This window comes from Pseudomonas sp. MMS21 TM103 (genome assembly GCF_022132145.1).
GTDB lineage: Bacteria > Pseudomonadota > Gammaproteobacteria > Pseudomonadales > Pseudomonadaceae > Aquipseudomonas.
In genome coordinates, this window is sequence record NZ_JAJISP010000007.1 from 211,213 (window position 1) to 228,450 (window position 17,238).

Annotated in this window: 13 protein-coding genes and 1 tRNA gene; 4 read left to right on the forward strand and 10 right to left on the reverse strand. The window is 61.2% G+C overall.

The window, feature by feature from the left end; all coding sequences use genetic code 11:
• Window positions 1-92 precede the first annotated feature (92 nt).
• A complete protein-coding gene (locus tag LJY18_RS19695) occupies window positions 93-863 on the reverse strand; it encodes a nuclease-related domain-containing protein (RefSeq protein ID WP_238043705.1) in 771 nt (256 codons plus the stop codon).
• 192 nt (window positions 864-1,055) lie between these two features.
• Between LJY18_RS19695 and LJY18_RS19700 the strand changes: the two genes are divergently transcribed.
• Window positions 1,056-1,793: a metallophosphoesterase family protein gene (locus LJY18_RS19700; protein WP_238043785.1), complete on the forward strand. Its 738-nt coding sequence runs from the start codon at window positions 1,056-1,058 to the stop codon at window positions 1,791-1,793.
• An 82-nt stretch (window positions 1,794-1,875) separates the two neighbouring features.
• Here LJY18_RS19700 and LJY18_RS19705 read toward each other — a convergent pair.
• The 5 genes from LJY18_RS19705 to rpsU form a co-directional block, all read right to left on the reverse strand.
• Window positions 1,876-1,952: transfer RNA gene (locus LJY18_RS19705), tRNA-Ile, on the reverse strand.
• Window positions 1,953-1,967: 15 nt separating this feature from the next.
• Window positions 1,968-5,702: an EAL domain-containing protein gene (locus LJY18_RS19710; RefSeq protein WP_238043706.1), complete on the reverse strand. Its 3,735-nt coding sequence runs from the start codon at window positions 5,700-5,702 to the stop codon at window positions 1,968-1,970.
• 102 nt (window positions 5,703-5,804) lie between these two features.
• Window positions 5,805-7,655, reverse strand: a complete 1,851-nt coding sequence (gene rpoD, locus LJY18_RS19715; protein WP_238043708.1) for an RNA polymerase sigma factor RpoD — start codon at window positions 7,653-7,655, stop codon at window positions 5,805-5,807.
• A gap of 67 nt (window positions 7,656-7,722) precedes the next feature.
• A complete protein-coding gene (gene dnaG / locus LJY18_RS19720; RefSeq protein WP_238043709.1) occupies window positions 7,723-9,714 on the reverse strand; it encodes a DNA primase in 1,992 nt (663 codons plus the stop codon).
• 140 nt (window positions 9,715-9,854) lie between these two features.
• Complete coding sequence (rpsU, locus tag LJY18_RS19725; RefSeq protein ID WP_003296736.1) at window positions 9,855-10,070, reverse strand: 30S ribosomal protein S21; 216 nt, start codon at window positions 10,068-10,070, stop codon at window positions 9,855-9,857.
• A gap of 206 nt (window positions 10,071-10,276) precedes the next feature.
• Between rpsU and tsaD the strand changes: the two genes are divergently transcribed.
• Entirely contained in the window at window positions 10,277-11,302 is a 1,026-nt protein-coding gene (tsaD, locus tag LJY18_RS19730; RefSeq protein ID WP_238043711.1) for a tRNA (adenosine(37)-N6)-threonylcarbamoyltransferase complex transferase subunit TsaD, read from the forward strand.
• Between the two features lie 42 nt (window positions 11,303-11,344).
• On the opposite strand, the gene plsY is transcribed toward tsaD, so the two are convergent.
• The gene (gene plsY / locus LJY18_RS19735; protein WP_238043713.1) at window positions 11,345-11,914 is read right to left on the reverse strand and encodes a glycerol-3-phosphate 1-O-acyltransferase PlsY; all 570 of its coding nucleotides are present in this window, start codon (window positions 11,912-11,914) and stop codon (window positions 11,345-11,347) included.
• A gap of 229 nt (window positions 11,915-12,143) precedes the next feature.
• On the opposite strand from plsY, the gene folB reads away from it, so the two are divergent.
• Both folB and folK read left to right on the forward strand, forming a co-directional pair.
• Complete coding sequence (folB, locus tag LJY18_RS19740; protein ID WP_238043715.1) at window positions 12,144-12,500, forward strand: dihydroneopterin aldolase; 357 nt, start codon at window positions 12,144-12,146, stop codon at window positions 12,498-12,500.
• Window positions 12,491-13,030 carry a 2-amino-4-hydroxy-6-hydroxymethyldihydropteridine diphosphokinase gene (folK, locus tag LJY18_RS19745; RefSeq protein ID WP_238043717.1) on the forward strand — a complete coding sequence of 180 codons (540 nt, stop codon included), beginning with the start codon at window positions 12,491-12,493 and terminating at the stop codon, window positions 13,028-13,030. The genes folB and folK overlap by 10 nt, the downstream gene beginning before the upstream one ends.
• Before the next feature lie 33 nt (window positions 13,031-13,063).
• On the opposite strand, the gene LJY18_RS19750 is transcribed toward folK, so the two are convergent.
• From LJY18_RS19750 to LJY18_RS19760, 3 genes are all read right to left on the reverse strand, one after another.
• On the reverse strand, window positions 13,064-14,287 hold the full coding sequence (locus LJY18_RS19750; RefSeq protein ID WP_238043719.1) for a multifunctional CCA addition/repair protein: 1,224 nt from the start codon (window positions 14,285-14,287) through the stop codon (window positions 13,064-13,066).
• A 65-nt stretch (window positions 14,288-14,352) separates the two neighbouring features.
• A complete protein-coding gene (locus tag LJY18_RS19755) occupies window positions 14,353-15,906 on the reverse strand; it encodes a SpoVR family protein (protein WP_238043786.1) in 1,554 nt (517 codons plus the stop codon).
• A gap of 23 nt (window positions 15,907-15,929) precedes the next feature.
• Window positions 15,930-17,201, reverse strand: coding sequence for a YeaH/YhbH family protein (locus tag LJY18_RS19760; RefSeq protein ID WP_238043721.1), 1,272 nt, complete (start codon window positions 17,199-17,201; stop codon window positions 15,930-15,932).
• Window positions 17,202-17,238 lie beyond the last annotated feature (37 nt).

A 17,238-nucleotide genomic window follows, 5' to 3' on the forward strand; every position in this document is an offset into this window, starting at 1 on the left:
ATTAACTCCGAGTAGGCATAACTTTGTCTGTAAACAGGGAAGCGATTTATTCTCCGCACGGGCACTTGTTGTTCTTCTCACTGTTCTGCCTCTCAAAGACTCTGCATGGTTCGGCACTTTGGAAACTCCGAGCAGCCCCAGAATTGCTGTCCCGCTTTCGCGCCTGATTTCACGGTGCGGATCAGCAATGCACTGCCGCACTTAGGGCATTGCCGCTCAGCTGTCGGGTCACTTCGGCGCTTGAGGTTTTGTACATGCTCGCTGTGGGTGGCGAGGGTCGGGGCGCGACGGCTGGTTTGCAGAGCCTGCAGCATGGCGTCCACTTCAGCCTTGCTGAAGACCGACTGCTGGAATGACTGGATATAGCGAATAAAGCCAACGCCCTGGGTCACGTTGGCCGGCACTTCGGTTTTGAAGGTGCTGCCGCCGACAAAGGTGATGACCGAGTGCAGGTGCTCGGGGTTAACGCCAAGGGTGGCTTCCAGGGCCTTGAGGTGCTTGTAGTTCTGCCGCAGCGGGTTCTGGAATTTGAAGGTGCGCTTGTAGAGCTTCTGCGTCCACTGCGCCTGCTTCTCGCTGCCGAAGATCCAGCCGCTCATGTTCTTGGTTTCCAGCACGAAGATGCCGAAGGGCGAGAGGAAAACGTGGTCGATCTGCGTGGTGCCGTCCGGGGTGGTCAGCGTGACGTTGTGTAGGCGGCGGTAGGTCTGCTTGTCCAGCTGCCAATGGGCGAACAGCCGTACCAGGAGTTCGCCAATATGGCCCTTGGCCCAGGGCGACTTGAGCAAGCCGATCAGCAGCATCAGCGGAATAAACCAGCCCAGCGTGCCCCAGACCTGCGCGATGACGGGGGTGAAGTCCATTTCTCAACCTTCGGAAATCCTGAGTTACCCGGATAGTACCGAATGTAAGGGTAAAAGAACGAAAGTATTCAATGGCGCGTCTAGCTCGGGCCTTTGCTGCTGATTGTTGGCAAGAGCGCGGGCCGCTATATGTGTGGCTATACACCTGGCTGGGCTCGTCGCCCGGCCCGGCATAACCATTGAGAAATGATGATGCGTATTCACTTGCTGTCTGATCTGCACAATGAGTTCGGGCCGTTTACGCCAGAGCCGCTGGACTGCGATGTGGTCATTCTGGCGGGCGATATTGATGTCAGGGCGCGTGCTGTTGAGTGGGCCAGGCAGTCCTTTGCCGGTCCGGTGCTGTACGTCCCGGGCAACCACGAGTTTTACGGTGGCCACCTGACTCACACCCTGCAGGAGCTGCGGGCGGCGCAGGATGATCGCGTCCGGCTGTTGGAGCGCGACGAAGTCATCCTCGGCGGCGTACGCTTTCTGGGGGCGACCATGTGGACGGATTTCGCCGCTACCGGTAACCCGCCGATGGCCTGCCTGAGTGCGCAGAACGCGATGAACGACTTCCGGCAGATCCGCACTGGAGGTTACAGGCGCATCCGCCCAGCCGATCTGATCGCCCAGTCGGTGCAGACGAAAGACTGGCTGCGCGTGAAGCTGTCGGAAGCATTTGCCGGCCCAACGGTGGTGATCACCCACCACGCGCCAACGCTGCGCTCCCTCCAGGGCGGCCCGCTCGCGGGCACTCACCTGGCTGCCGCATACGCCAATCACTGGGAAGACCTCATGGGTGGCGAGCGCATGGCGCTGTGGGTGCACGGCCATTCGCACAGGGCTGTCGACTATGACCTGGCGGGCACGCGGGTGGTGTGCAATCCCCGGGGGTATCCGGGGGAGGAGACAGGCTTTCGCTCGAATCTGCTCATTGAGTTCTAGCCACCCGGCTAAAGCCCGAGGGCCGGTCTGGCGGTTTTTTGCTGCAGACATGAAAAAGCCGCGCAGTGCGCGGCTTTGGAGTTGGTGGGCCCACACGGACTCGAACCGTGGACCAAGGGATTATGAGTCCCCTGCTCTAACCAACTGAGCTATGGGCCCTCAGAAGCCGGCGGATTATACCGGTGCCTTCTCTGTAGTGCCAACCGAACGACGCGGACCGAGGAAATTATGGGCGAAGACGTCGGCCGCGAGGGGACGACTGAGGACGAAGCCCTGGATCTGTTCGCAGCCTTCGGTGGCAAGAAACAGTTCCTGGGCCTTGGTTTCCACGCCTTCGGCGATCACCGTGAGTTGCATGCTGCGGCCCAGGGCAATGATGGCACGGGCTATGGCTGCGTCGTGTGGGTCGTTCGGCAGGCCGCGGACGAAGGATTGGTCGATCTTCAGGGTGTCCAGCGGCAGGCGCTTGAGGTAGCTCAGCGAGGAGTAGCCAGTGCCGAAGTCGTCGATGGCCAGTTGCACGCCGAGGGCTTTCAGTTGGTGGAGGATGCTCAGGGCGTCCTCGGTCTGGTTCATGATGAAGCTTTCGGTGATTTCCAGTTGCAGCAGGCTGGGGTCGAGAGAGTTGCCGTCGAGCAGCTGCGAGATGCGCTCGAGCAGGTGCGGCTGGTGCAGTTGGGCGCCGGCCAGGTTGACCGAGAGCGGGCCGAAAGGTGCGTGGAGGATTTGCCACTCGCGCATTTGCCAGCAGGCTTGCTGCAACACCCAGTCGCCCAGGGGCAGAATCAGCCCGGTTTCCTCGGCCAGCGGGATGAAACGGTCGGGCGGAATTTCGCCGAACACCGGGTGGATCCAGCGTATCAGGGCTTCGGCGCCGGCCAGGCGGTTGGTGCTCAGGTTCAGTTTCGGCTGGTAGTAGAGTTGCAGCTCTTCGCGCTCCAGGGCGCGGCGCAGTTCATGTTCCAGGGCCATGCGTTCGGTGGCCTCAAAGGTCAGATTGCGGGTGTAAATTTCGACCCGGTTGCGGCCTTTGGCTTTGGAGCGGTACATGGCGGCGTCGGCGTTCTTCACCAAAGTGGCGACATCCTGGCCGTCATCCGGGAACAGGCTGATGCCGATGCTGGCGCTGATATGGAACTCATGGTCGTCGATATGGAAGGGCGGGCCGAAACAGGCGAGCAGTTTGTTGGCGACCAGTTTGGCGTCCTCGCTCTGGTGCAGGCCCGGCAGCAGGATGATGAACTCGTCGCCGCCGAGTCGGGCGACGGTATCGATGTCGCGCAGTTGTTGCTTGAGGCGGATGGCAATGCTCTTGAGCAGCTGGTCGCCGACCGGGTGACCAAGGCTGTCGTTGATGTGCTTGAAGCGGTCCAGGTCGAGAAACAGGATGGCGCCTTGGCGCTCGTCGGTTTGCGCCTCGTCGAGTGCGGCATGCAACCGTGTTTCGAACAGCAGGCGGTTGGGCAGGCCGGTCAAGGAGTCGTGGTGGGCCTGGTAGTCGAGTCGGGCCTGGGCATGTTTGAGTGAGCTGATGTCTGCGAACACGGCGACGAAGTGCGTGGTCTGCTGGTGCTCATTGCGCACGGCATTAATGGTCAGCCATTCCGGATAGATTTCGGCGTTCTTGCGCCTGTTCCAGATCTCCCCTTGCCAGTGCCCTTCAGCTTCCAGTTGGTGCCACATGGCACTGTAAAAGGCGCTGTCGTGTTGGCCGGAGGCAAGTAGTCGGGGTGTTTTTCCGAGCGCTTCGGCTTCGCTAAAGCCGGTAATTTCGCTGAAGGCGCGGTTGACCGCGACTATGCGCTGCTGGGGATCGGTGATCATCACGCCTTCGGCGGTGCTTTCGAATACGGTGGCGGCCTGCTGGAGTTTTTCCTGCATGGCCTGGCGTTCGGTGATGTCGCGGGCGATGCTCAGCAGGCAGGGCTCGTCGCCGACCTGGATCGGTTGGACGGTCAGTTCGCACAGGCGTATCTGGCCATTGCGGTTGCGAATCGAGGCCTCCATGTCACGCACGCTGCCGTGCAAGCCGATCAGTTCGATCATCCTGGCGCGGTCTGCGGGGTTGGCCCAGATACCCAGTTCCAGGGTTGAGCGGCCGGCTGCTTGGCTGCTGCTGTAGCCGGTGATGCGGCTGAAGCCTTCATTGATTTCGATCAGCTGGCCGTCGCGGACGCGACTGATCAGCAGGCCGTCGGGGGAGGCGTGGAAGGCTCTGGCGAATTTTTCTTCGGAGATCAGCAGTTGCTGTTGGGTGGCTTTGAGTTGGCTGATGTCGCGCACGACCACCACCAGCGCCGGCGTATCGGCTAGCTGGAAGGCCTGGGCGGAGATCAGGCCGGTGAAGGTTTGGCCGTCACGCCGCTGGAAGGGCAGCTCCAGGTTGCGCAGGCTCTCGTCTTGCAGGCGTTTGAGCAGGATCTGGCCGATGCCGGGGTTGCCCCAGATATTCAATTCGGTGGCACTTTTGCCGAGCGCTTCGGCGATCGGGATGCCGGTCTGCTGTTCGAAGGCGTCATTGGCTTCCAGCAGGCAGCCGTCGGCCCTGCGCATGATCATCAGCATGTCCGGGCATTGCTGGAATACCGAGGCGAATTTCTGTTCGGAGAGGCGCAGGTCCAGCTCGGCCTGTTTGGCTTCGCTGATGTCGACCATCAGGCCGCGCATGATCGTCTCGTCGCCACTGCGGGCCAGGGTCACGATGTCGCGGATCCACAGCACGCGGCCATCGGCGGCATGCATGCGGTAGTCGAGGCTATGGTCGCGGCCGGCAGTGCTTTCGCGTTGGCGGTAGTCCAGGGCCTGCTGTGCGTCGTCCGGGTGCAGGATGCTGAGCCAGAAGCCTGGGCGTTTCCAGTCGGCCAGCGGGTAGCCAAGCAGTTTTTCCGCGTGCGGCGAGACGTAGGTAAAGCTGTAGTCATGCAGGTGTGCCTCCCAGGCGATGGCCGAGAGGTTTTCCACCAGACTGCGGTAATGCTGTTCGCTGTTGCGCAGTTTTTGTGCGAGAAGACTGCGAGTGGCCATTTCGGCATGCAGGCGGCGGTTGATACGCAGTATCACGGCGATGATGGCGCACAGTGCAAGCAAAGCCGGGAGGCCGTACAGCAGCAGTTCGCGCCAGTTGCTGCGCCTGTCCTCAACGTTGCCGACCCAGCGCTCTTGCAGGGCGCTGATTTCGCTGCTGCTGATGTCGGCGAGGAGCTTGTCGAGAATCCCGATGAGTACCGTTTGGTCGCGGGGCGCGGCCATGGAAAGCTTATAGCGGTAGGGCGTTTCGCCGCTGATGATCAGGCCGTTGAGTTTGAGCTGGCGCATGCTCCAGACACTGGAGGCGAGGTCGCCGATCAAGGCATCGGCCTGGCCGGTTGCGAGTGCCTGCAGGGCCGCATTGACGGTCGGCAGCGCTATCAGGCTGAGTTCGGGGTGCTGGCTGCGCAGCAGTTCATGGGGCGCATAATTTTCGACCACGGCAATTTTGAGGTCTTGGAGATCCTTTATCGCGCGTGGATGCGGGCCATCATCGCGCGCCAGGATGACGATCGGGAAGTCCAGGTAAGGGCGGCTGAAGGCCAGGTAAGTCTGCCGTTCCGGGGTGGCCATGACCGCTGGAAGTAAATCCAGTTGGCCGGTCTTGGCCAGCTCCAGTACTTCGCTCCAGTTGTTGGTGTCACTCGGTTGCAGGCTCACGCCCAGGCGTTTCTCGAGCAAGGCGATGTAATCGGCGGCCAGGCCCTGGTAGCGGCCTTGTGGGTCGCGGAACTCGAACGGCGGCCAGGAGGTATCGATGCCCAGGCGCAGTACTGGGTGTTCGGCGAGCCAGCCGCGCTCCTCTTCGCTAAGCGAGAAGGCGGCAACCGGACTGACCCAATACACCAGACACAACAGGAGAATGGCCGGCAATCGCGGCATAGCGCCCTCGTTACAAATCGAGTGATGTTTCGAGTGTAGACGGGGCGTGGGGCACAAGGCCAGCAGATAGCAAAACCCCCGGTTTGGGCCGGGGGTTTTGTATTACTCGTCGAGGAAGGAGCGTAGATGCTCGCTTCGCGTCGGGTGGCGCAACTTGCGTAGCGCCTTGGCCTCGATCTGACGAATCCGCTCGCGCGTTACATCGAACTGCTTACCAACCTCCTCGAGGGTGTGGTCGGTATTCATGTCGATGCCGAAGCGCATGCGCAGTACCTTGGCTTCACGAGCGGTGAGGCCGGAGAGTACGTCGCGGGTGGCTTCCTTGAGGCTTTCCACGGTCGCCACGTCGATCGGCGACTGTGTTCCGGAATCCTCGATGAAGTCACCCAGATGCGAATCTTCGTCATCGCCGATCGGGGTTTCCATGGAGATCGGCTCTTTGGCGATCTTCAATACCTTGCGGATTTTGTCCTCAGGCATTTCCATGCGTTCACCCAGCTCTTCCGGGGTCGGTTCGCGACCCATCTCCTGCAGCATTTGCCGCGAGATACGGTTGAGCTTGTTGATCGTCTCGATCATGTGCACCGGAATACGGATGGTGCGGGCCTGGTCGGCAATCGAGCGAGTGATCGCCTGACGGATCCACCAGGTGGCATAAGTCGAGAACTTGTAGCCGCGACGGTATTCGAACTTGTCCACCGCTTTCATCAAGCCGATGTTGCCTTCCTGGATCAGATCGAGGAATTGCAGGCCGCGGTTGGTGTACTTCTTGGCAATCGAGATCACCAGACGCAGGTTCGCCTCAACCATCTCTTTCTTCGCGCGACGAGCCTTGGCTTCGCCGATCGACATGCGACGGTTGATGTCCTTGATCTCTGCCAGAGTCAGGTCGCACTCGGTTTGCAGGGCAACCAGCTTCTGTTGGCAACGCTGGATGTCGGCCTGCAGGCCGCCGATGGCCTCGGCGTATTTTGCTTTGCCCTTGGCCAGTTGCTCGGACCAGGTTGGGTCAATTTCGTTGCCTGGGAACAGGCGCAGAAAGTCGGCGCGGGGCATGCGGGCATCACGTACGCAGAGCTGCATGATGGCGCGTTCTTGAGCGCGCAGGCGCTCCAGGGCACCACGCACACGAACCACCAGCGCTTCATACTGCTTGGGCACCAGCTTGATCGGCGAAAACAGCTCGGCCAGGGCTTTCAGCTCGGCAATGCCTTGCTTGCTGCCGCGACCATGCTTCTTCAGCGTCTTCTTGGCGATCTCCAGTTGCTCGGAGATGGCTGTGAAGCGGCGCAGGGCTTCTTCCGGATCCGGGCCGCCGTCGCCTTCTTCTTCCTCTTCGGTGTCGTCCTCTTCCTCTTCCTTGTCGTCACCGGCATCGTCGGCAGTGCCGTCTTTGACCGGTACCGGCGCGGCAGGGGCTGCAACAGGAATAGTGCCGTCATCCGGGTCGATATAGCCGTTGAAGACTTCGACCAGGCGGCCACCTTCGGTGGAAACGCGGGTGTATTCGGCGAGGATGCTGTCGACGGTGTTCGGGAAGTGGGCAATAGCACCCATGACTTCTCGGATACCTTCTTCGATACGCTTGGCGATTTCGATTTCGCCTTCGCGTGTCAGCAGTTCCACGGTGCCCATTTCACGCATGTACATGCGCACCGGGTCAGTGGTACGGCCAATGTCGGTCTCCACCGCTGCCAGCGCGGCAGCGGCTTCTTCAGCGGCTGCCTCGTCGGTATCGGCGTCGGCCAACATAAGGGCGTCCGCATCCGGAGCACTCTCGTGTACGGGGATCCCCATGTCGTTGATCATGCGAATGATGTCTTCCACCTGCTCCGGATCTGAAATATCTTCCGGCAGGTGGTCGTTGACCTCTGCGTAAGTCAGATACTTCTGCTCACGACCCAGGGTGATCAACTCTTTGATACGGGACTGTTGTTGCGCTTTTCCGGACATAACACCCTATCCACTGAAGGTCTTGGCGGGCTAAAAACAAGCCGCGGATTATACCCGAATAAGACCCCTATGCGCCAGTTGGGCTCGGGATTACCGGTGATGCATTACGGCTCAGCAGGTTGCGCAGCTGGTTTTTTTCCTCTGCACTTAACTCACTTTGACGGGCTTTGTTGATCAAATGTTCCAGGCTACGCTCGCGTTGGCGGGCTATTAGCCTATTTATAGTGTCGAAAAACTGTTGTTCAAGGTTGTCGGCCGAAATTAGCCACTCCTTTTCCGCCAGGGCCCGCAATAGGCGGCCCTGATCGGTACCGTGCCAGCGCGCGATCAGTTGCAGTGTGCGCAGTTTCGGGTTCTTTTGCAGGGCGCCGAGCAGGGCGACCAGCAGCTGTGCGTAGGTGTCGTCTTCGGCGGCGAAATGGCTGACATCTTCGACGTTCTGTGCCAATTCAGGGTGATGCAGTAGCGTGCGTAAAGCGCTCAGGTGCGGCGATTCGACGCTGACGGCGGTGCGGGGTGCGCGCGGCGTGAAGTCGTCGCGACCCTTTTTACTCCACTTCCCGCCTTCTTTCTTCCAGTTGCTCTTGCCCTTGCTGCGTTCGAAGCCCGCCGTTGGTTCGGGGTTTTCGTATTCGTTGTGGCTGGGCGCGACATCATAGTAGGCGCTATCGGGGATTTCGCCATGATCCGGGTGGTAGTCGCCGGGCGACGAATGGCTGGTGTGCGGTTGGGCGCTGCTTTTCGCGGTCGGGGCCATCTGGCTCAGGGCTTCGCCGCTCAGTCCGGTGATTTCGGTCAGGCGCTGGCGCATCAGGGTGCGCAGGTTGTTGCCGGGAATTTTGTCGATCAGTGGCGCGGCCAGAGTCACCAGATGGGCTTTGCCTTCGAGCGAGCGCGGGTCGGCCTCTTCGCTGAGTTGCTGGAAGAAGTAGTCGGCCAGCGGTTGCGCCTGTTGGTTGATCCGGGCGCGGAAGGCGTCGGTGCCTTCGCTGCGCACCAGGGTGTCCGGGTCTTCGCCGTCGGGCAGAAACAGGAAGCGTGCGCGCCGGCCATCTTGCAGGCTTGGCAGGGTCGCCTCCAGGGCGCGCCAGGCGGCGTTGCGTCCGGCCTGGTCGCCGTCGAAGCAGAACAACACGCTGGGCACTATGCGAAACAGGCGCTTGAGGTGTTCTTCGCTGGTGGCGGTGCCGAGGGTGGCGACGGCGTTGCGCAGGCCTTGCTGGGCCAGGGCGATGACGTCCATGTAGCCTTCGACCACCATGATTTCGTCGAGGTCGCGGTTGCTTTTGCGTGCCTCGAAAAGGCCGTAGAGTTCCTGGCCCTTGTGGAATACCGGGGTTTCCGGGGAGTTCAGGTACTTGGGTTTGTCGTCGCCGAGTACCCGGCCGCCGAAGGCGATCACCCGGCCGCGGCTGTCGCGGATGGGGAAGATCACGCGGTCACGGAAGCGGTCGTAGCGCTTGATTTTTTCCGGGTTGTCGGCGTTTTCCACCAGCAGGCCGGCGTCGATCATGGCCTTCTGCTGCAGGCTGTCGCTGGCCAGGTGCTTGTGCAGATTGTCCCAGCCGGGCGGGGCGAAGCCGAGGCCGAAGTCGCGGGCGATCTCACCGGACAGGCCGCGGCCCTTGAGGTACTCCACGGCGGCCTTGCGCTGTGGATGACTCTTCAGGGCCTGGCGGTAATACTCGGCGGCAGCTGTCAGCAGTGGGTATAGCGGTGAGTCGGTGGGTTGACGCGGTTTGCTGTCGCGTCCGTTTTCTTCGCGCGGCACGTCCATGCCGGCGCGTTTGGCCAGGTCCTCGACCGCCTGGGGGAAGTCCAGTTGGTCGTGGTCCATGATAAAGCCCAGGGCGTTGCCGCCCGCGCCGCAGCCGAAGCAGTAATAAAACTGTTTATCCGGGCTGACGCTGAATGAGGGGGTTTTTTCTTTGTGGAAGGGGCAGCAGGCGGTGTAGTTCTTGCCGGCCTTTTTCAGCTGGATGCGCGAGGCGACCACGTCGACAATATCGGTGCGGTTGAGCAGGTCGTCGATAAATGACTGTGGAATCAGGCCGGCCATAGGCGCTCAGGATACTGCCGTGCGAGGCGGCGGGACAAATGTTACGGAAACTAAAAGACCCCGCGCCACCCGTGGGTGATGCGGAGTCCAAAAGCGAAGCCTGGCCGAGGCCAGGCGTTCAGGCGTTACGCTTGTACGTATTAGTACAGGCGGACGCTACGGCGCTGTTCGCGCTGTACTTTCTTGGCATGACGCTTAACAGCGGCTGCTGCTTTGCGCTTACGCTCGGAAGTCGGCTTTTCATAAAATTCACGGCTGCGAACTTCGGCCAAAACACCGGCTTTTTCGCAGGAGCGCTTAAAACGACGCAGAGCTACGTCGAAGGGTTCGTTCTCTTTAACTTTGACGGCTGGCATCCAGGGCGTACCTTCTTTATTACCGGGGGGTGTCGTACTCCTGGCAAATGGCGCTGGAGAACGTACGTTTTTAAGGGTTGCGGATGTTACCGTCTCATCGGCAGGAATGCAAAGCTTCTGATCGAAAAGGGCTGGTCTGAGTCTGCCAGCGCCGATTATCATGCGCGTCTTCTGGCGTTTAGCCTCTTCATATCAAGGCGTTGCCCATGCTGGTACTGGGATTGGAAACTTCATGCGATGAGACAGGCGTCGCACTCTATCACAGTGAGCGTGGTTTGCTGGCCGATGCCTTGTTCAGTCAGATCGAGCAGCACCGTATCTACGGTGGCGTGGTGCCTGAGTTGGCTTCGCGCGATCACGTCAAACGCATGCTGCCGCTGATTCGCGAGGTATTGGCCGACGCAAAATGTACGCCGGAAGATATCGAGGCCGTCGCCTATACCGCGGGGCCTGGCCTGGTCGGTGCGCTGCTGGTTGGCGCCTCCTGCGCCCAGGCCCTGGCCTTCGCCTGGGGTGTTCCAGCGCTGGGTGTGCACCATATGGAAGGCCACTTGCTGGCGCCAATGCTGGAGGAAAATCCGCCGGCTTATCCGTTCGTCGCTTTGTTGGTCTCCGGTGGTCATACCCAGCTGGTGAGGGTCGATGGCATCGGTCGCTACCAACTGCTCGGCGAGTCACTCGACGATGCCGCCGGCGAAGCCTTCGACAAGACTGCCAAGCTGATGGGCCTGCAATATCCGGGTGGGCCGGAAATCGCGCGACTGGCCGAGCAGGGCACTCCGGGGCGCTTCACTTTTCCGCGGCCGATGACCGATCGGCCGGGGCTGGATTTCAGTTTCAGCGGCTTGAAGACCTTTACCCTGAATACCTGGCAGCAGTGCCGTGTTGCCGATGATGACGGCGAGCAGACCCGCTGTGACGTCGCCCTGGCGTTCCAGCAGGCGGTGGTCGATACCCTGACCATCAAGTGCCGTCGGGCGCTCAAGCAGACCGGTCTCAGCTCTCTGGTGATCGCTGGCGGGGTTAGCGCGAACAAGGCACTGCGTCTGGGGTTGGAGAAAATGCTGACCGAGTTCAAGGGGCAGGTGTTCTATGCCCGTCCGGCGTTCTGCACCGACAACGGTGCGATGATCGCCTATGCCGGTTGCCAGCGCCTCATGGCCGGGCAGCATGAGGAGCTGAACATCAAGGTGCAGGCGCGTTGGCCGATGGAGGCGTTGCCGGCGCTATAGCCGCAAGCTCCAGTCGGTCTGCGCTGGTCCTGCGGCGGCGAGTTAGAAATGCCGTTCTCGGCCGTCGAACAGGTCGCGTAGATTGCTACGGTGTCGCCAGACGATCAGGCCGGTCACTGCGCACATCGGCAGCAATCCTTCGGGTTGTTGCCAGGCCAGCAATGGCAGGCTCAGCGGGGTGGCGATCAGTGCGGCCAATGAGCTGGTGCGGGTCAGGTTGAAACTCAGTAGCCAGGCGCAGATGGCCAGCAGTGCAGCCGGCGGGTAAAGCCCCAGCAGCATGCCGGCGGCAGTGGCGACGCCCTTGCCACCGCGGAAGCGAAAGTACAGTGGGTAAAGATGGCCAATGACGGCGGCGAGGCCCAGCCAGGCTTGCTGTTGCAGGGTCAAGCCAAGCAGGGCGCCGGCCAGGACCGGGAGCAAGCCTTTGAGCAGGTCGCCGAGCAGGGTCAGGGAGGCTAGGCGTTTGCCGGCGACCCGCAGCATATTGGTGGCACCGGGATTGCCGGAGCCCATGGCGCGTGGGTCCGGCCCACCCGCCTTGCGGCTGAGTAGAATGGCGAAGGACAGCGAGCCGAGCAGGTAGGCGAGGATCGCCAGTAGCCAAAACATGGTAGCCATTCCATGGTGAAGGAATGGCTGGATTCTAGCAGGCAGTTGAAAAAGGTAGCGAGCGCAGTACCACAATGGCCTCGGCGGTTCGCCCAGCAAGGCAAAAGCGTGGTGTGCGAGTCGCAAATGAGCATTTAAACCTGATTTCAACGCCGTATAGTCGTGCACAGAAGTTGCTAGTCGTTCAGCCTCGATATGGGGCGGTTTTGGCGTGTTGTGGAGAGAGTGCTTGGACACAGTTTTTATTGAAGGCCTGGAAGTCGATACGGTCATCGGTGCCTACGACTGGGAACGTACCATTCGCCAGTGCTTGCGCTTGGACCTGTGCCTGGGTTGGGACAACCGTCCGGCAGCGGCTGGTGATGACCTGAGCAAGGCGCTCGATTACGCGGCTGTGTCCGCGCGAGTCCAGGCCTTCTCCAGCGAAGCGCAGTTCATCCTGGTGGAAACCTTTGCCGAGCGGCTGGCGGAGGTGTTGATGAGCGAGTTCCAGATTCCCTGGCTGCGCCTCAGGTTGACCAAGCCCGGTGCAGTACCGGCCGCAATTGGCGGTGTTGGCGTGGAGATCGAGCGCGGATGTCGCTAACTCCAGTAGTGCTTGGTCTGGGCAGCAATATCGAGCGTGAGGCGCATTTGCAGGCCGGGCTCGAGGCGCTGGCCGCGATGCTGCGCGACATGCGCTGCTCGCCGGTGTTCGAAAGCCAGGCGGTGGGCATCAAGAGTGGGCCCTTCTTCAACCTGGTGGTGGCGGGCTACAGCGAACTGCCGTTGGGTGAGCTGGATCGTCGGCTGAAATTCATCGAGGCTGACAACGGTCGTTATGCGCCCGAGCGCAAGGGTTTGCCGCTGGATATCGATGTGCTGCTGTATGGCGATCAGGTCGGCAATTTCGACGGGCTGGTGCTGCCGCGCGCAGAAATCCTGAAAAACGCCTTTGTGCTCTGGCCGTTGGCGCTATTGCTGCCGGATGAGCTGCATCCGGCTGAGCAGCGCAGTTTTGCTGCCTTGTGGCAGACGACGCAGATCGAGCAGCAGCTTCATCCGGTGGCATTCCAGTGGCGCGGGGCCGAGTTGACGCCGGCCGAGCTGCGCCAGACGTTCCCTGCGCACGCCTAGGCTGCGCAGTGCGCAGCCTAGGCCCCAGTCAGCCTATGGTTGTGCCTTGTAGGTCTTGAGCGCCTTGAGGCGCTCAAGACGCAGCGCCTCGCCCAGCTCGGGGCCTTGCAAGCCCTGCTCCAGCAACGGCTTGACCGCCACGGCGCGAGCCGCCTGCATGGCGCCGCGCAGGTAGTCGGCTTGCGGGTAGTCGCGATGTTCCAGTCCGTCCCGCCCTCGCGCATCCATTTCGCAGGCCGCGATGAACGCCTCGAAGCGCTGCGGGCGGCGAAACACATCGAAGTGCTGTAGCAGCTCCAGCAGGGTCGAGGCTTTCAGCTCGAGGGCGCGATGGCCGTGAGTGTGATATTCGCCGACCAGCAGGGCCAGTTCCTGACAGTCTTTCGGCGCCTTGCTGCGTGCGTTGATCGCGCGAATCAGCTTCAGCCCGCGTTGCTCGTGGGCGATATGCCGGGGCCAGTCGGCCATCGGCGTCAGCCCTTTGCCCACATCATGCAGCAGGCAGGCCCAGCGCACCGTTAGCGGCTGCTGGTATTCGGCGCACTGACGCAAGACGCTGAGTACATGCGCGCCGGTATCGATTTCCGGGTGATGGGCGGGTGGCTGTGGCACGCCGAACAGTGCGTCGACTTCCGGTAGCAGCGCCCCGAGGGCGCCGCAGTCACGCAATACCTGGATAAACACATCGGGGCGCGGTTCGAGCAGGGCGCGGGAGATTTCCTTCCAGCTGCGTTCGGCTGTCAGCGCCGAAAGTTCACCGGAGTCGCTCAGTTGCTGCATCAGCGCCAGGGTCTCGGGGGCCACGCGAAAGCCCAGGGGGGCATAGCGCGCGGCGAAGCGAGCGACCCTCAGCACCCGCAGCGGGTCTTCGGCAAAGGCCGGGGAGACATGCCGCAGCAGCTTGGCTGCGAGGTCGCGTTGGCCGCCATAGGGGTCAATCAAGTGGCCTTGTGCGTCCTCGGCCATGGCGTTGACGGTGAGGTCGCGGCGGATCAGGTCTTCTTCGAGGGTGACGTCCGGGCTGGCATGGAAGGTGAAGCCGCCATAGCCACGGCCATTCTTGCGCTCGGTGCGCGCCAGGGCGTACTCCTCGCCGGTTTGCGGGTGCAGGAACACCGGGAAGTCTGCACCCACCGGGCGATAGCCCTGCTCCAGCATCTGTTCGGCACTGGCACCGACCACCACCCAGTCGACCTCGGTGACTTCGCGGCCGAGCAGGCGATCTCGCACTGCGCCGCCGACTTTGTAGATCTGCATGTCTGTTCCTCCGCTGAGTGCAGAGGATAACGGCTGTGGCGTACAGGCGGCCAGGAAGTTGCCGGTCAAATCGGCGGGATGATCAGGTCGAGCCGGGGGTAGTCACTGTCCTGATCGCTGTCGCTCTTGGGCGGCACATGCTGGGTGTCGATCAGTTTGTCGCCCTGCAGGGTTTCCAGGTGAATGTCGAAACCCCACAGGCGATGCAGGTGCTTGAGCACTTCATCGGTGGAGTTGCCCAGGGGTTTGCGGTCGTGCTGCTGGTGGCGCAGGGTCAGTGAGCGGTCGCCGCGGCGGTCGATGCTCCAGATTTGGATGTTGGGCTCGCGATTACCCAGGTTGTACTGGGCGGCCAGGGTTTCGCGGATGCTTTGGTAGCCCGGCTCGTCGTGGATGGCCGGGACCAGCAATTCATCCTTCTGATCGTCGTCGAGAATGCTGAACAGCTTGAGGTCGCGAATTACCTTGGGCGACAGGTATTGCAGGATAAAGCTCTCGTCCTTGAAGCTGCTCATGGCGAACTTGAGGGTTGTCAGCCAGTCGCTGCCGGCGATATCGGGGAACCAGTGCTTGTCTTCTTCGGTGGGCTCTTCGCAGATCCGGCGGATGTCGCGGTACATGGCGAAGCCAAGGGTGTAGGGGTTGATGCCGCTGTAGTAGGGGCTGTCGAAGGGTGGCTGATAGATCACGCTGGTGTGCGACTGGAGAAACTCCATCATGAAGCCGTCGGTGACCAGGCCCTCGTCATACAGGTCGTTCATCAGGGTGTAGTGCCAGAAACAGGCCCAGCCCTCGTTCATCACCTGGGTCTGGCGCTGCGGGTAGAAGTACTGGGCGATCTTACGCACGATGCGGATCACCTCACGCTGCCAGGGTTCGAGCAGGGGCGCATGTTTCTCCAGGAAGTACAGGATGTTTTCCTGGGGCTCCGAGGGGAAGCGCTTGTTGTCTTCCTCGCCGCGCTTGCCGGCGCCCTTGGGGATGGTGCGCCAGAGGTCGTTGATCTGTTTCTGCAGATGCTCTTCGCGCTCCTTTTGCCGGCGCTGCTCCTCTTGGGCGGAAATCGGGTAGGGGCGTTTGTAGCGGTCGACCCCGTAATTCATCAGGGCATGACAGGAATCGAGCAGGTCTTCCACTGCATCGATGCCGTGGCGCTCCTCGCACTTCATGATGTACTGCTTGGCGAAGACTAGGTAGTCGACGATCGAGCTGGCGTCGGTCCAGCTGCGGAACAGGTAGTTGCCCTTGAAGAAGCTGTTGTGGCCGTAGCAGGCGTGGGCAATCACCAGTGCCTGCATGCACATGGTGTTCTCTTCCATCAGGTAGGCGATGCAGGGGTCGGAGTTGATCACGATCTCGTAGGCCAGGCCCATCTGTCCGCGTTTGTAATTCTTCTCGGTACTGAGGAAGTGTTTGCCATAGGACCAGTGGTGATAACCCAGCGGCATGCCCACCGAGGCGTAGGCGTCCATCATCTGTTCGGCGGTGATCACCTCGATCTGGATAGGGTAGGTGTCCAGCGCATAGCGTTCGGCGAGCCGGCCGATTTCGCGGTCGTAGGCGCCAATCAACTCGAAGGTCCACTCCGATCCGGTGGAGATCGGCTGGCGTTTCTTCACGGGTACGCTGCTGTCTTGCGCTGTCATGTTGCAAGCCTCCGCTGGAACAGTTCGCGGAACACGGGGTAAATATCGCCTGCCGAGACCAGTTGCTGCTGGGCGAAGGTTTCGTCAAAGGCCTCGCTGACCTGCTCGTACTCGAACCACAGCGCCTGGTGCTCGCGCGGGGTGATCTCGACGTAGGTGAAATATTGCACGAACGGCATGATCTGCTTCATCAATATATCCCGGCAAATCGGCGAATCGTCATTCCAGTTGTCGCCATCCGACGCCTGGGCGCCATAGATATTCCACTCGTTGGTGGGGTAGCGCTCGGCCATGATCTCCTGCATCAGCTTGAGCGCGCTGGAGACGATGGTGCCGCCGGTTTCGCGGGAGTAGAAGAACTCCTCCTCGTCCACCTCCTTGGCGCTGGTGTGGTGGCGGATGAACACCACGTCGATCTTGTCGTAGTTACGCTTGAGAAACAGGTACAGCAGGATGAAAAAGCGTTTGGCGATGTCCTTGGTGGCCTGGGTCATCGAGCCGGACACGTCCATCAGGCAGAACATCACCGCTTTCGAGCTGGGGTTGGGTTGCTTGACCAGCAGGTTGTACTTGAGGTCGAAGGTGTCGAGGAAGGGCACGCGCTTTATCCGGGCCTGGAGCTTGCCGACTTCAAGCTCAAGCGCCTGAATATCGCCGAAGTTGTCCGGCTCTTCGCGCTTCAGCCGCTCCAGTTCGAGTTGCGCCTCTTTCAGCTTGGTGCGGCTGCTGCCAGACAGGGCGATGCGCCGGGCGTGGGCTGAGCGCAGGGTGCGCACGATGTTGATCCGTGACGGATTGCCCTCGTTGCTGATACCGGCGCGCACGGTCTTGAAGGTATCGGCACCGGTCAGGTGGCGCTTCACCAGGTTGGGCAGTTCAAGATCCTCGAACATGAAGTCGAGAAATTCTTCCTGGGTGATCTGGAAAACAAACTCATCCATGCCTTCGCCAGTGTTGCTGGCCTTGCCCGCCCCGCGACCGCCCCCTCCACCTGGCGGACGGGGGATGCGTTCGCCCGCGATGAATTCCTTGTTACCCGGATGGACGGCGGTCTGCTTGCCGCCGCGGCCGTGGTGAAACACTGGCTCGTCGATATCGCGACCAGGAATGCTGATTTGTTCGCCATGCTCCATGTCGGTAATGGAACGACGGCTCACCGCCTCTTCGACGGCTTTCTTGATGTGGTCACGGTAACGCCGCAAGAACCGCTGGCGGTTAACCGTGCTCTTGTTCTTGCCGTTCAGACGTCGGTCGATCACATGGCTCATAGGGCCCCTCCGAGGAGCTGCAAGCGACACGCCACAA

Bases quoted from the DNA above. Each gene is read 5' to 3' on its own strand.
- LJY18_RS19695 (WP_238043705.1), bottom strand. From the start codon at position 863: ATGGACTTCACCCCCGTCATCGCGCAGGTCTGGGGCACGCTGGGCTGG.
- LJY18_RS19700 (WP_238043785.1), top strand. From the start codon at position 1,056: ATGCGTATTCACTTGCTGTCTGATCTGCACAATGAGTTCGGGCCGTTT.
- LJY18_RS19710 (WP_238043706.1), bottom strand. From the start codon at position 5,702: ATGCCGCGATTGCCGGCCATTCTCCTGTTGTGTCTGGTGTATTGGGTC.
- rpoD (WP_238043708.1), bottom strand. From the start codon at position 7,655: ATGTCCGGAAAAGCGCAACAACAGTCCCGTATCAAAGAGTTGATCACC.
- dnaG (WP_238043709.1), bottom strand. From the start codon at position 9,714: ATGGCCGGCCTGATTCCACAGTCATTTATCGACGACCTGCTCAACCGC.
- rpsU (WP_003296736.1), bottom strand. From the start codon at position 10,070: ATGCCAGCCGTCAAAGTTAAAGAGAACGAACCCTTCGACGTAGCTCTG.
- tsaD (WP_238043711.1), top strand. From the start codon at position 10,277: ATGCTGGTACTGGGATTGGAAACTTCATGCGATGAGACAGGCGTCGCA.
- plsY (WP_238043713.1), bottom strand. From the start codon at position 11,914: ATGTTTTGGCTACTGGCGATCCTCGCCTACCTGCTCGGCTCGCTGTCC.
- folK (WP_238043717.1), top strand. From the start codon at position 12,491: ATGTCGCTAACTCCAGTAGTGCTTGGTCTGGGCAGCAATATCGAGCGT.
- LJY18_RS19750 (WP_238043719.1), bottom strand. From the start codon at position 14,287: ATGCAGATCTACAAAGTCGGCGGCGCAGTGCGAGATCGCCTGCTCGGC.
- LJY18_RS19760 (WP_238043721.1), bottom strand. From the start codon at position 17,201: ATGAGCCATGTGATCGACCGACGTCTGAACGGCAAGAACAAGAGCACG.